Genomic DNA, 14409 nt, shown 5'->3' with positions numbered 1-14409 from the left:
AGTAAAATTATGTTTTTTCAACACATTTACGATAAAAGTTTAGCACAGAGTAGTTATCTTATCGGTTGTCAGGCCAAAGGAGAGGCAATTGTTATTGATGCCAAAAGGGATATTGATACGTATCTTCAGGTGGCAGAAGAAAATAATCTCAAAATTACGCATATCGCAGAAACGCATATTCATGCAGATTTTCTGTCTGGTTCTCGTGAGCTGGCGGAAGTTACAGGTGCAGAATTATACCTTTCTGATGAAGGTGGTAAAGATTGGCAATATGAGTTTCCTCACGTAGGTCTGAAAAACGGGGATACAATTAAAGTAGGAAATCTTACACTAAAAGTCATTCACACACCCGGGCATACACCGGAAAGCATTAGCTTTCTTCTTACAGATCATCCTGCGGCGGATGAACCGGTAATGATTTTCACAGGAGATTTCGTTTTCGTAGGCGACATCGGAAGACCTGATCTGCTGGAAAAAGCAGCCGGAATTGTCGGAACTCAGGAAAAAGGAGCTAAAGAGATGTACCATTCCGTGCAGGATTTCAGCAAGTTGCCTGAATTTATTCAGGTTTGGCCAGGACATGGAGCCGGTTCTGCTTGTGGAAAATCTTTGGGAGCGGTACCTAGTTCTACCGTCGGTTATGAGAAGATCCGCAACTGGGCATTTCAATATGAAGATAACGAAGAAGGTTTTGTCAACTATTTATTGGAAGGTCAGCCGGAACCACCGAAATATTTTGCAATGATGAAGAAGCTCAATAAATTAGAAAGACCTTTGTTACCAGAAGTTCCAAAGCAGAAGAAACTTTCCAAGAAGGAGTTTTTGAATGCTTACCATGACGGAGTAAAAATAATTGATACCCGAAATAAGGTCGATTTTGCCATAGGTTTTATTCCCGCAAGTATCAATATTCAAGATAATAATTCCTTTTCTACGTGGATGGGATGGTTGATCGATTATTCAGAACCCTTTATTTTGGTCGCTCAGGACCATCAGATGGAAGATCTTACCCGAAAGCTTATGAGAATCGGAATGGATCATATGATGGGCTACATTGATGATATCGATCATCTGGAATTAGAACTTCACAAGGCTGATGTGATTGATATTTCAGAATTCAAATCATATTTGAATAAAGATCATATACAGATTGTAGATGTGCGAGGCAAAACAGAATTTGACGAAGGTCACATTAAAGGAGCCGAAAATATTTTCGTAGGTACGCTTCCTGACAATCTTTACAAAATGAATAAGGATAAGCCAGTCGTTATACACTGCCAGAGCGGTGATAGAGCTACAATTGCTTATTCTATTCTCAGAAAGAACGGTTTTACCAATGTTAAAAATTATGCAGGAGGAATGAAAGAATGGAAAGAAATGGAAAATCCTGTTACAAATAAAAATGTTTAAAATGATGCAGAATATATTTAAAAATTGGAACTTTGTTCGAATACTGCGCTTGGCAATGGGAATATTCCTGGTGGTAGAAGCCGTGAAATCAGGAATGTGGCTGTTGGTCTTCGTTGGAGCAGTTTTTGTAGCAATGCCTTTATTGAATATCGGCTGTTGTGCTACAGGAAACTGTTCTGTCCCGACAAGAAATTCAAAAAATAATAAGGACGAGGTCGAATATGAAGAAATCAAATAAAATCTGAAAAAATGAATAAATTTCAAGAACTTATCAATCAGGATAAGCCTGTTTTAGTAGACTTTTTTGCAGAATGGTGTGGTCCGTGTAAAATGCAGGCTCCTATTCTTCAGGATCTAAAAAAGAAAATAGGAGACTCTGCCAATATCGTCAAAATTGATATTGATAAAAATCAGGCGGTTGCAGCTCAGTTCGGAATCCGTAGTGTGCCTACCTTGATGATTTTTAAAGCAGGTGAAGTTAAATGGAAACAGTCCGGTGTCTTTCAGGCAGATGAATTGGAGAGATTAATAAAGCAAAACAGCTAAAATGTATAAAAACCTAATTGTTGCATTTTTTCTCATCGTACTCACAGGATGTGGAAAAGCACAAAACAATAAAAAAGGAAGTAGTCTTACTGCAACAGAATTTTCTCAAAAATTAGATCAGACCAAAGATGCACAATTGGTCGATGTGAGAACGTCGGGAGAATTCCGTAACGGACATCTCAAAAATGCAATGAACATTGATTGGACTGCCGGAGATTTTGCTGAAAAAGCAAAAGCTTTAGATAAAGATAAACCTGTATTCGTGTACTGTATGAGCGGACCGAGAAGTTCTGCTGCCGCTGAAAAACTCACAGAAATGGGCTTTAAAAATGTCTATGAAATGAATGGTGGAATGATGAAATGGAGAAATGCCAGTCTTCCCGAAATCAAAGCCTCCACTTCAGCCGGAATGAGTCTTGCCCAGTACAACGAAATGCTGAAAAGTAATACACCTGTTTTAGTAGATTTCTATGCAGAATGGTGCGCACCGTGCAAAAAAATGGAACCATATTTAAAAAAAATGGCTTCGGAAATGCCGGATAAATTGAAAATAATCAGAATCAATGTGGATGAAAACACAGAACTTTGCAAAGAGCTGAATGTTTCTGCACTCCCGGTTTTGAAACTGTACAACAATAACAAGATAGTCTGGGAAAACCTTGGTTTTGTAACGGAAGAGAAAGTTAGAAAACAAATTTCCAAATAAAACTATTTTATAAAGTCTGTTAATATTTTTGAGATAACTATATAAACCTCTACTTTTGTCTCAATGACCTCCAGGAAGTTACATATCAATCATACAATGAGAAGCATCATCGGAATGTTTTTCATTGTATGCATTTTGATTTCTTCGTGTGCCGTAAAGTATGGTATCAAAAACCTGCTCAATGTATCTCCGACTTCTAAAAGTCAAAGTCATTCTTCGGTTCCAAAAGACAGATTCACCACCACAACTTCTGTTTCGCAATGTAATTTCTGTAAGGAAAATGAAATGACGGCAAAAAACGATACCCAATTTGCCGTTTCGGATTTTCACGAGATTGCTGCATTTACATTTATTCTTTTTGCAGGCGCTTTTCTTTTTGTCAGTATTCCGAAACATCCTGTCTACAGCTCTTCCAAAATAGGGAATGCTGTTCCCATCTTTATACAATACCGCAAACTTATCATTTGATTTAAAATTGATTCAATCTGTTAGCAATAGCAGATGTAAATGATTTTATTTTTTTAAATCCTAACCGGAAAATTTTTGGTTAGCTATTAATTTCTAAAAAATGATAAGAAAAAGTCTTTCAGTCCTTTTCTTGGGACTGACAGCACAACACCCCTGTCCTTTTTTTCAGATGAATGAGTGTTCGATGCTTTTTCTCCCAAAGATAAAATTCTTGAAAGACCTTCCGAAGAAATAGAAGAAGGAAAAATACAAACCTCAAAAAAATAACAAAATGAATACAGTTTTAAAAACGAAAACAAATATTTTTATCCTGATTATGGCATTGATTTCTTTTGAACTCAACGCAAGACCGATTTCTTTTCTTAATGAAGATAAAATTTTGGTTTATCCTGAAAAAACAAAGGATAATGAAGACCTCATTCTGATTGACGAAAACGGAAAAAAAGTGGTATTGAGCGAACTGAAAGGAAAGGTGGTTTTTGTGAATTTCTGGGCAACTTGGTGCAGACCTTGTGTGGAAGAAATGCCGACCATCAGTAATCTCAAAAACAAATTTAAAGGAAATGACAACATCGTCTTTGTGCTTCTAAATGTGGAAGCCAATCTTGCGAAATCCAAGAAATTTATGAAAGATAAAAACTTTGATCTGCCCGTCTATGTAGCAGGGAACACCATTCCCTCAAAGTATTTTCAGGGTGCTATTCCTACGACATTGATCTTTAATAAGGATGGCGAACTTGAGGCGCAAATTCAAGGTGGCAGAGATTTTGACCAGCCTGAAATTTACGAAGCTTTAAAAACCTTAACTGAAAAATAATTTAAAAACTAAACAATGGAAAAATTTAAAATATGGCTTAGGAAGAACTGGAGCACGACGCTTCTGTTCACGGCATTTGTGGTTTTATTGTTAAGCCCTGATGCAAAAGCGTGGTTGATGCGACAAATTATTTCGACAGGTCTGCTTAATTCGAAAATCAAAGAAAAACCTGCCGAACAGCTTGCGACCGAAAATATTGCAAGTATATCTCAAAACTTTAGTGTACAAGATGAAAGCGGAAAAATTATCAATACCTCCGAACTGAAAGGAAAGGTGGTTTTTATTAACTTCTGGGCATCGTGGTGTCCACCGTGTCGGGCAGAATTTCCTTCAATTCAGAAATTTTATGATAAGTACAATTCAAATAAAGATTTGGTTTTCCTCACTGTAAATCTTGATGATGAAGTGGCATCAGGAAAAACGTACCTCGAAAAAGAAAAGTTCAACGTTCCGTTTTTAATTCCCAATGGGAATATTCCTAATGAATATTTCAGCGGTTCACTCCCAACTACGGTAGTTTTAGATAAAGCTGGAAAAGTGAGGATGCATCACGCCGGAATGGCAGATTACAGCAAAGATTCGTTTTACGACGAAATCAATCAACTTCTAAAAGAATAAAAAATGAAAAATTTAATAAGAATATTTATTTTGTCAACAATGCTGATGGCATTGAAAACTTTCGCCCAAGAATCTTCCTCTGTTTATCAACCTGCAAAATTGAGCAAAAAAGAGTATAAAGTATTGTATGTGATCAATGAATCTGATGAAAATAAGATCAGGGCAATTATTAGAAATATCAATAATGCATTGGAAGACCCAAGACTTAAGGGAAAACTGAAAGTGGAATTGCTGGCTTTCGGTGGGGGCGTAGAAATGTACAGAAAAAAGAATCCATATGGATCTCTTTTGATAGACCTTAAAAATAAAGGTGTTACGATGGTCCAGTGTGAAAATACGCTTCGGGAAAAGCAGATAGACCAATCGGAACTTTTCGAATTTGTGAATTATACATCCAGCGGAAATGGAGAAATGATTCTGAGACACGATGAAGGCTGGGCAATTATTAAACCTTAAAAATAAAATTATTAATAAGATTGATCAACGGTGTTCAGGGTTATCTGGAACCGTAGCCGGGACTTTGTTATGACAATTAAAAAGGCTAAAAAAAAAGTCTGGTGTGTACGCCGGAATTCAGGTTGTTTTTAAAATCATCAAAGTCCTCTTTTTTCAGACACCATAAGGAAGCAGGTCATGTCTAAGCTCTAATAATGTATAACCATCCATATTATTTCATCTAACCTGATATGTAAACACAGTGTTTTCATTAATTTTAGTTGATTGATATTGGTGTTTATATGTTTGAATTAGAGGTATATTTATAATCATTCTTAACGTAATATTTCTTAATTTTAATATGTGAAAAAATGGATTTCCATACTGTTACTTTCTTTTTATTTGGTTTCGACAACTGAACTGTATCAGCTATTAAAAATCCCGACACTGATAGAGCATTTTATTGAGCATAGTGCAGATAATCCTGAGATGACACTGATTTCTTTCCTTAAAATGCATTATGATCACCCTGTGAAAGATGCAGACTACCAGACAGATCAAAAATTACCTTTCGTAGTCCACTCATTTCCGCTCATTCTTGTATTTACCATAATTTCTGATTTCAAAGTTGAAATTAAAAAGGAAATACCATCAGATGATCATGAGAGCATCTTCTCCTATGACCGTCTATTCTATTACAAAGACGTTGTAAATTCTATCTGGCAGCCTCCTAAAAGCTGACAATTAACCTTTTTTTTATGTTTCAACACACATCCTGTGTTGAGCTCTACTTTGATTCTATTGTTTAAAATCAAAACAAAAATCGTTTCTGCACTTACTTGTAAGCGTAGAGGTTTTAATGAACATTGTTGATAGGATCGAAGAGCAAATACCATTTGTTTAAAATTAAGATTTAACAGAATTAATTATGCTTACAAAAATCATTGAGTTTTCTGTGAAGAATAAACTCATTATAGCATTATTGGTATTCGGGTTGATAGGCGTAGGATCCTATCAGGTGACCCAATTGCCAATAGATGCCGTTCCTGATATTACCAATAATCAGGTTCAGGTGATCACAACGGCGCCATCATTTGGGGCGACAGATATAGAGAGATTGGTCACTTTCCCAATAGAACAGGCCAACAGTAATATTTCAGGACTGAAAGAGATCCGCAGTTTTTCAAGGTTCGGGCTTTCACTGGTGACCATTGTTTTTGATGACGATACTGATATCTACTGGGCGAGACAACAGGTTGCAAAAAGACTTCAGCAGGTTCAGAATCAGATTCCACAGGATGTAGGAACACCAGCTTTAGGACCTATTTCAACAGGACTTGGTGAAATTTATCAATATGTTGTCCGTCCGAAAAAAGGATACGAAAGCAAATACGATATTACAGAACTCAGAACGCTTCAGGACTGGATTGTCAGAAGACAATTGCTTGGTGTAAAAGGCGTTGCGGAAGTCAGTAGCTTCGGTGGTAAACTGAAACAATATGAAATTTCAGTCAACTCGGATAAACTGAATGCTTATGGAATTACCATTACAGATGTTTTCGATGCGTTGAAAACCAATAATCAGAATACAGGCGGTTCTTATATCGAAAAAGGGCCGACTGTTTTATACATCCGAAGCGAAGGATTGGTTGGAAATCTGGATGATATCAAAAACATTGCTATCGCCACCAAAAACAATGATGTTCCTTTGTTTATAAGAGATATTGCAGAGGTGCGGTACGGTTATGCGACAAGATTTGGGGCAATGACTTACAATGACATATCAAGACGTCTTCTGACATTCCTCAGACAGGAATTTCTGCGGACTATGGGCAAATCAACAGCGCTTATCGTGATATGAAATTCGGAGTTTCCCAGAGCATTGCATTTCCCACCGTTTACAAAAAACAGAAAAATCTGTACACAGAAGAATGGAAAAAAAGCGAGCTGAATATTTCATTGAAAGAATATCAGCTGAAAAAAGGCGTGACACTGACATTCTACAACATTCTGTATTGGCAGGAAAAGGACAAAATCCTGAATGAATCATTGGATTTTTATGCTCAATTTCTGGACAAGGCAACTTTAAGATTGAAAAGTGGCGAGAGCAATATTCTGGAAAAAGCAACTGCTGCCAATCAAAAATCAGCTATTGAAATCCAGATCAAACAGGTGAAACAGGAACTCAGAACTTTACAGCTGCAATTGCAATGGCTTTTGAATTCAGAAACAGAATTTATTCCCGATGGAGAGCGTATTTTTTCTCTTTCAAATCTTCAAAATGATGTTTCCACAAATCCTTCGTTAAAAATATTGGAACAGCAAAAAACCATTGCAGCACAGCAAACTGCTTTGGAAAAATCCAAATTATTGCCGGGTTTGCAATTCGCCTATAATCTCAACAGTTTCCGTGGGATGGGTGCAGATGACAAAGTGTACAATGCTTCACCACAGTTTCATTCGGTTCAGGTTGGCGTTTCGGTTCCGATATTTTCTGGGGGACAAAAAGCAAGGATTGAAGCTTCAAAAATTGCAGAATCTGTGACCGAAAATGATTTGCAGAATGCGGAGTTTACGTTAAAAAACCAATATAAAAAACTATCAGAAATTCAGCAGAAAAACCTGGATATAGTTTCTCAGTACGAGAAATATGAACTGAAAAATGCTGACACGATTCTTGAAACCGCTCAAAAACAGTTCATCAACGGAGAAATTAATTATCTGGAATTTGTAATGCTTGCCAACCAGGCGATCAGCATCAAAAATAATTATACAGATGCCGTTTGGAATCTTAATGAAAGCATTGTTGAGCTGGAATATATCACTTTAAATCAATAAATTATGTCAAAATCAATTCAAAATAAATATTCGGTTTTATTAATGCTTGTCCTCTTTTTTGCGGTTCAGTGTAATCAAAAAGAAGAAACTGTTGTAAAGCCAACAGCTCCTAAAGATGAAACTACGGTTAAATTGACCGATGCTCAGCTTAAAAATACGACCATCGAAACAATGCCATTATCTGAGAAAAACATTTCTACGGTGCTCAAGATCAATGGAAAAATAGATGTTCCACCTCAGAATTTGGTTTCGGTAAGTGTGCCTTTGGGCGGTTATCTGAAAAATACCAATCTCCTTCCGGGAATGCGGGTAAGCAAAGGACAGGTGATTGCCGTGATAGAAAATCCTCAGTTTATACAGCTTCAGCAGGATTATCTGATGGCAAAATCGAAGCTTCATTTCGCAGAACTGGATTACAACAGACAAAAAAAGTTGAACCAAAGCCAGGCAAGCAGTGATAAAGTAATGCAGATGGCGCAGTCTGAGATGAACAGCCAGAGAATTATGATGAATACTTTGGCGGAACAGCTTCGGCTCGTGAACATCAATGCGGGAAGTCTCACTTCGGGAAATATCAGAAAAAGTGTTCTGGTTTACAGCACGATTAACGGTTTTGTGAGCAAAGTGAATGTGAATATCGGAAAGTTTGTGAATCCTTCTGATGTTTTGTTTGAACTCATCAACCCCAATAACATTCACCTGAACCTGAAAGTCTATGAAAAAGACCTCCAAATGCTGAAAATAGGGCAAAAATTTACAGCTTATACCAACACGCAGCCGGAGAAAAAATATGGCGGAGAAATTATCCTGATCAGCAAAGATATCAATGCAGACGGAACGGCAGACGTCCATTGTCATTTTGAGCAGTATGACCAGAACCTGACTCCCGGGATGTATATGAACGCCGAAGTAGAAACTGAAACATCCTTTTCCAACTCACTACCAGACGAAAGTATCGTAAATTTTGAAGGTAAAGATTATGTTTTTGTTCAGGAAAAAAAGCAAACTTATAGAATGATTCCGGTAACGCTGGGAGAAGCTGAAAACGGTTTCATTCAAATCAAAAATATTGAAGATTTCAAGAATAGAAAAATCGTAACTAAAAATGCGTACACGCTTTTGATGAAGCTTAAAAATACAGCGAGTGAAGAGGAATAATTCCGCCTAAATAATTAAAATAAATTCTAAAACCTAAAATAATGAATAAATCATTTTTCACCATAAAAAATATATTAACTGTGTTACTGCTGCTTTTTATCGGCATTCAGTTTATTGATGTCCAGAAAAATATCAGCCAAGATCAATCTGCCAATGCAATCGGAAATCATTACAATGTACCTCCAAAAGTAAAATCTATTTTGAAAACCAGTTGTTATGACTGCCATTCCAACAACACTATTTATCCTTTTTACAGCAAGTTGCAGCCTGTGAAATGGTGGTTGGCTGATCACGTCAATTCGGGTAAAAGACATCTTAATTTCGATGAATTCAATTCTTACACCCGTGAAAAAAAGCTTGAAAAACTGGATGAGATCGTAGAAACCGTCAAAGAAGGCGAAATGCCGCTTGCTTCTTACACGGTTATTCATCAGGATGCAAAATTATCTGCTTCTGATCGGGCTGAAATAGAAAAATGGGTAAATGAAACAAAAAAGGGGATCAAGTAGATGATCAGATTTAGCTTCAAAACTAAGAAAATATTAATAATCATTGGTTTAACCTGTTCAAATATTTGTTTTGGACAGGTTAAATCTGATTCAGCCGAACTGAAAAAACTCGATGTAGAAAATTACGGTGATTCAGTGTACAGACCAAGCTACAAAAAACTCATTATTCCAACAGTGTTTATTGGCTTCGGAGTGGTCAGCCTAAGTTCTGATGCGCTCAAAAATCTAAACAGTTCCACAAAGTATGAGATCGGAGAACATCAACCTAAGCATATCACGCTTGATAACTACACCCAATATTTGCCTGCAGCAATGGTCTACGGTTATCATCTTGCAGGCATAAAAGGAAAGCATGATCTTAAGGAGCGAACTATTATCTACGGAACCTCTCAGCTGATTTCAGCTGCATTTGTTTTGCCTTTAAAGCATCTTGTAAAAGAGGAACGTCCGGATGGTACCAATCATCTTTCTTTTCCTTCCGGCCATACAGCGACTGCTTTTTCTTCCGCCCATTTTCTCTTCAGAGAATATCAGGATGAGAATATTTGGATTGCCCTTTCAGGATATCCGATTGCAATTTTTACAGGTGTTTACAGGACATTAAATGATAAACATTGGGTAGGCGATGTGGTTGCAGGTGCTGGATTTGGTATCCTGAGCACCGAGATTGCCTATTGGATATTCCCCATTGTCAATAAGATCTTCAAAAATAACGAATCGAAAGGCGTCACCTTCATCTATCCGGTCATTCAATCGAAGTCTGCCGGTCTGGGTTTGGTTTTGAATCTATGATGGTGTAGTATTAGAATAAATCTAGAAGCATTAACCAACAGCTATATCAATAAAGCTGATCAACAATAAGGTCTTGCCATTACTCAAGTGTTCGATGTTAATTTTAATATTCGGATATGTACTGTCGTGTATTTTGTCAATAATATGACCTCATTTATAAATGACCTTGGTCTGCAAATGATAAATTGCTAACTATCTCGCCTTTGTGATTTGCTCTTCGATCTTGCGCCAATCGTAGTAATGAAATACTTTTCCATTGCTCATGGCCACAAGAACGCCTTTAGGAAAACGATCACCTAAAGGGATCGCTGTAACTTCAGATCCGTCACTTTCGCTTGTAGAGAATGGTACTTCTGCGATCTTTCCTTTTGCAGGATCTTCTCTCAGGTAGACATTGAAGGTATCTGCCTGCTGATTGGAAATTAAGATATAGCCTTTACCTTTTCCTGTCGGATAGATCGAGATTCCCTCGATATCTCTCTTGAAGTCGCCTTGGCCAAATAACAAAATTTCTTCATCTCCTTTTGCCGGGTCAGCATGATAGACGTGTACGCCAAACATCTCATCAGAATAGTAGATGAATCCCAATTCTGCATCAACAGCGATGCTTTCTATCTCTTTCAGTCCGCTGAACTGGCCTAATTTTCTCACGACATCAGCTTTTATCTTGCCTTGGTCATCAGAAAGCCTGTACTGCCACAAGTATTGATCACTCGGCCCTGTCTTCCTTCCTACGATCACATAGATGTCTTTCGATTCAGGGTCTTTGTATACGGATATTCCCATCGGTGAACGGAGCTCTTCACCATCGAATACTGAAAATTCACCAATTTCTTTTAATTCCGGTAATGAATAAATTCTTACTTTATCGGTGTCTCTTTCAGTAACTGCAGCAAAATCCACTAATTTGCCATTCAAAGAAAGTCCATAACCAATATCAACATTATTTGGACGACCAAGTCCTGTTACTTTATTGATAATTTTCCCTTCAAGATCAAATGCATATAATCCCCCATCAGTCAGCTTATCTGTTCCCACAATAATGCTTTTTGAGGCATCATCAGGATTTATCCATATTGCTGGATCATCAGTATCGAACATCACTTTTTCTGTAATGATGTCGGGTTTTAAAGCATTTTTGTTCTTTTTCAATACTGAGCAAGATGTCAACAACGTCAACATTCCAAGCACAACAAAACTTCTTTTCATATATATTCTTTTATTCATTTTCTTAAAAATCAAATTTTAATCCCAGCGTATATCTCGGCATATAATATTCCATCTGCATGGTTCTGTTTTTTTCACCCTGATAGTAACGTAACGGCTGGTTGGTCAAGTTATTGGCCTCTGCAAAAACTCTCATGAAGCTTGTAAGTGCGTAAGAAACATTGGCGTCCACAAAAGTCTGTTTGTCATAGTAGCGGTCATCAAAATCCGTGGAACCAAACTCATCAAGATAGGCCGCGGCGTGATTCAATGACAGTCTAGCAGTGAATTTTTTGCTCTCCCATGATAAAGATGAGTTGAACATATGAGGCGCCGTTCCCGGCAACATCACATTTGTCCTCAGATCTCCGTCCGCATTATATACACCTTTTGCCTTGGATTTTGTGTAGGTGTAGTTTAGATAGACGCCAAAATGCGAAAGAAAGCCAGGAAGAAAATCAAGCTGCCTCTGCACCGCCGCCTCAAAACCGTAGACCTGGACAGACTCACCGTTCTGTGGCAATACCAACGTGTAGTTCTGACCGCCTTCTAAAGTATTCGAGATATCTGGAAACATCTGTGCAAATTTTTCTCTGTTGAAACTTTGATCTCTGTAATCGTAGATGAAATTGTTGATCTTCTTATAGAAACCTCCCAAAGACAAGATCCCGACAGATTTAAAATAATATTCTCCCATCACATCATAATTATGGGCGTAAGAAGCCTTCAAATCAGGATTTCCAGCAGAGACCACTCTGTCATTCGGCAAGATATTGACATAAGGCGATATTTTGAAATAACTAGGTCTTGCCAAGGCGGTGGAGTATGCAACCCTCAGTACCAGATCCCTATCAGGAGCGTATTTGAAAGCAATGCTCGGCAACCAGTTGGTGTATTGGCTTTCGATACTTCTGCTTCCTGTAAGATTCTCTTCGTCCTCAACCACATTTCCAGTGTAGTCGATCTGGGTATTTTCAACTCTAACTCCGATGATCATGGAAAGTTGATCAGTAAAGTTCTGGTCCCACCTCAGATAACCCGCGTAAATCTTTTCGTTCGCCGAATAATTTGACGAAAGAAATTCTGAAGGCTCACTTGACTGCTCGTAAGATGGAGCGTTTAAATTTAGATTTCCTAAATAAGTGTTGCTTGCAAAAAGTCCGGGAGCATAAGCTGAATTTGGATTGAAACGTCCATTCCAATTCACAAGACCGGTCTGCCCTAGATTATCCATGAAATTTCCGGTAGGTTCGTAGGAAAAGAAATCATTTTCACGTTTTTTGAATTTCAATCTGGCCTTTCCACCAAATCTCAAACGGCCTTTTTGATTTTCAATGATAGAAAACGGAACTCTGAAATTCAATCTGCCCGTGATCTCCTCTTCATAAGTAAGTCCGTTTTGCTGGCTCAACTCATCAAAAGCATACTGATTGAGACCAACCTGATTCTGTAATGTGAACATTGGCTTTTTGGTTGAAAAATTACTTGACAGTCCGATGTCATCACCGTTATCTGCAGTTTCAGCTTCGTAGGTCAAATATCTTTCGTCGGGTCTCTGTTCCTCAGCCTTTGAGTAAGAGGCGCCCCAATCCATCTCCAGTTTACTACCGATAACGTGATTTCCGAGTATCGAATAATTCTGCATGATCTGTCTTTCCAGACGTCTTGAATCATTTAGCTTATTATTGATCCCACCTTTTGTTTGACGGTTCAGCACCGCATTGAATCCTGAGATATTGGTCTCGGAAGCATCAGAATAAATAGGTTCGATATCTTTTATTCTTAATCTGTATCTGTTTTCCCAATCGTCTCTCCAGTTGTACAAAGCAGAAACTCTGATGTTATTTTTATCATTAAATTTAAAATCAAGATCAGTTCCTATACTTTTTCTTTCACGTTTTACATCGTACTTTCGGATGTCCATTTCCTCCATATAAACATTTCCCGCATCATCTTTTGTCCAGACGCCTTCCACATTATCAGAACCGTAATCATTGTTATTGTATGAACCGTTTAAGACCAATCCTAATTTTCCACCTGCAAACCTGTTGCTGTACACAAAACTGTCCGCAAACAAAGCTTTTGAACGAATTGGATTGTAGCCCGAGGCCGTAGAAATTGAAATTCTCTCCTTTGCCGATGCGGTTCTAGTGATGAGGTCCACAGATCCTCCAATCGCGTCGGCGTCCATATCAGAAGTCAATGTTTTATTGACTTCAACGATCTGGATCATATCTGAGGGAATCAAATCCATCTGCACATTTCTGTTATCTCCTTCAGCAGACGGAATTCTGTTCCCATTTAAGGTTACGGAATTCAGTTCGGGAGCCAAGCCTCTAATGATTATATTTCTCGCTTCCCCTTGGTCATTCTGCATGGTGATTCCTGGAACTCTTTTCAAAGCGTCACCAATATTGGCATCAGGGAACTTTCCCATTTGATCCGCTGAAATGACATTGGTAATATTGGCATTGCTTTTTTGCTTATTGAGTGCACGAGCTTGGTTTTGTAAAGCTAAACCTTTGATCTTTACCTCAGAGATCTGCTCTTCCTTTGTAGTGAAAACAATATTCTGTCTTGTGTTCCTATCTGAATCTACCAATATGGGGATACCTTTTTGACCATATCCGATATAATCGACATTCAAGGTGTAATTTCCTGCAGGAACATCAAGGAAGACGAAATTACCGTGTTCGTCTGAGACCGTAAAAATATTGCCTGGACTCAACGTGATTTTTGCGCCAGGCAGTGCTATCCGAGAGTTGTCGTTGATATTTCCTGAGACTGTGCCTTTCTGTGCGAAAATGATCATTGATGCACACAGTAAGACCGTGCATAATACTTTTTTCATTTTTAAATTTTAGATAGCAACAAAACTATGAGATTCGAGACCATTCTTGATTAAT

At 37.9% G+C, this 14409-nt stretch carries 15 protein-coding genes and 1 pseudogene; 14 read left to right on the top strand and 2 right to left on the bottom strand.

Annotated elements, in window-relative coordinates:
• Nucleotides 1–9: 9 nt before the first annotated feature.
• The 14 genes and pseudogenes from AXA65_RS07380 to AXA65_RS07315 all read left to right on the top strand — a co-directional run bounded on the left by AXA65_RS07380 (nucleotide 10) and on the right by AXA65_RS07315 (nucleotide 10297).
• Nucleotides 10–1410, top strand: a complete 1401-nt coding sequence (locus tag AXA65_RS07380; RefSeq protein ID WP_063969481.1) for an MBL fold metallo-hydrolase — start codon at nucleotides 10–12, stop codon at nucleotides 1408–1410.
• 1 nt (nucleotide 1411) lies between these two features.
• The gene (locus tag AXA65_RS07375) at nucleotides 1412–1648 is read left to right on the top strand and encodes a hypothetical protein (RefSeq protein WP_218281637.1); all 237 of its coding nucleotides are present in this window, start codon (nucleotides 1412–1414) and stop codon (nucleotides 1646–1648) included.
• An 11-nt stretch (nucleotides 1649–1659) separates the two neighbouring features.
• Nucleotides 1660–1956 carry a thioredoxin gene (gene trxA, locus AXA65_RS07370; protein ID WP_028123190.1) on the top strand — a complete coding sequence of 99 codons (297 nt, stop codon included), beginning with the start codon at nucleotides 1660–1662 and terminating at the stop codon, nucleotides 1954–1956.
• A 1-nt stretch (nucleotide 1957) separates the two neighbouring features.
• Nucleotides 1958–2662 carry a thioredoxin domain-containing protein gene (locus AXA65_RS07365; protein WP_063969480.1) on the top strand — a complete coding sequence of 235 codons (705 nt, stop codon included), beginning with the start codon at nucleotides 1958–1960 and terminating at the stop codon, nucleotides 2660–2662.
• A gap of 96 nt (nucleotides 2663–2758) precedes the next feature.
• A complete protein-coding gene (locus AXA65_RS07360; protein ID WP_131797788.1) occupies nucleotides 2759–3130 on the top strand; it encodes a hypothetical protein in 372 nt (123 codons plus the stop codon).
• Nucleotides 3131–3401: 271 nt separating this feature from the next.
• Nucleotides 3402–3947 (top strand): TlpA family protein disulfide reductase, encoded by a 546-nt coding sequence (locus AXA65_RS07355; protein WP_086048111.1) that lies wholly within the window; start codon nucleotides 3402–3404, stop codon nucleotides 3945–3947.
• Between the two features lie 15 nt (nucleotides 3948–3962).
• Complete coding sequence (locus tag AXA65_RS07350; RefSeq protein ID WP_063969477.1) at nucleotides 3963–4565, top strand: TlpA family protein disulfide reductase; 603 nt, start codon at nucleotides 3963–3965, stop codon at nucleotides 4563–4565.
• Between the two features lie 3 nt (nucleotides 4566–4568).
• A complete protein-coding gene (locus AXA65_RS07345; protein ID WP_063969476.1) occupies nucleotides 4569–5021 on the top strand; it encodes a DsrE family protein in 453 nt (150 codons plus the stop codon).
• Between the two features lie 492 nt (nucleotides 5022–5513).
• A complete protein-coding gene (locus tag AXA65_RS20135) occupies nucleotides 5514–5741 on the top strand; it encodes a hypothetical protein (protein WP_228391639.1) in 228 nt (75 codons plus the stop codon).
• A 187-nt stretch (nucleotides 5742–5928) separates the two neighbouring features.
• Nucleotides 5929–6780 (top strand): annotated as a pseudogene (locus tag AXA65_RS20550) (efflux RND transporter permease subunit); the annotation flags it as partial.
• Nucleotides 6781–6782: 2 nt separating this feature from the next.
• A complete protein-coding gene (locus AXA65_RS20545; protein WP_410492744.1) occupies nucleotides 6783–7838 on the top strand; it encodes a TolC family protein in 1056 nt (351 codons plus the stop codon).
• Nucleotides 7839–7841: 3 nt separating this feature from the next.
• The gene (locus AXA65_RS07325; protein WP_086048110.1) at nucleotides 7842–8996 is read left to right on the top strand and encodes an efflux RND transporter periplasmic adaptor subunit; all 1155 of its coding nucleotides are present in this window, start codon (nucleotides 7842–7844) and stop codon (nucleotides 8994–8996) included.
• Between the two features lie 41 nt (nucleotides 8997–9037).
• Nucleotides 9038–9505, top strand: a complete 468-nt coding sequence (locus AXA65_RS07320) for a heme-binding domain-containing protein (RefSeq protein WP_063969471.1) — start codon at nucleotides 9038–9040, stop codon at nucleotides 9503–9505.
• The gene (locus AXA65_RS07315) at nucleotides 9506–10297 is read left to right on the top strand and encodes a phosphatase PAP2 family protein (RefSeq protein WP_063969470.1); all 792 of its coding nucleotides are present in this window, start codon (nucleotides 9506–9508) and stop codon (nucleotides 10295–10297) included.
• Nucleotides 10298–10489: 192 nt separating this feature from the next.
• Here AXA65_RS07315 and AXA65_RS07310 read toward each other — a convergent pair whose 3' ends face one another.
• Nucleotides 10490–11506 carry a phytase gene (locus AXA65_RS07310; RefSeq protein ID WP_063969469.1) on the bottom strand — a complete coding sequence of 339 codons (1017 nt, stop codon included), beginning with the start codon at nucleotides 11504–11506 and terminating at the stop codon, nucleotides 10490–10492.
• Nucleotides 11507–11528: 22 nt separating this feature from the next.
• Entirely contained in the window at nucleotides 11529–14354 is a 2826-nt protein-coding gene (locus AXA65_RS07305) for a TonB-dependent receptor (RefSeq protein WP_063969468.1), read from the bottom strand.
• Between the last annotated feature and the right edge of the window lie 55 nt (nucleotides 14355–14409).

The organism is Chryseobacterium sp. FP211-J200 (assembly GCF_001643375.1).
Classification (GTDB): domain Bacteria; phylum Bacteroidota; class Bacteroidia; order Flavobacteriales; family Weeksellaceae; genus Epilithonimonas; species Epilithonimonas ginsengisoli.
The sequence above is the reverse complement of the archived record's forward strand: the minus strand, read 5'-3'. Positions and strand labels throughout refer to the sequence as shown.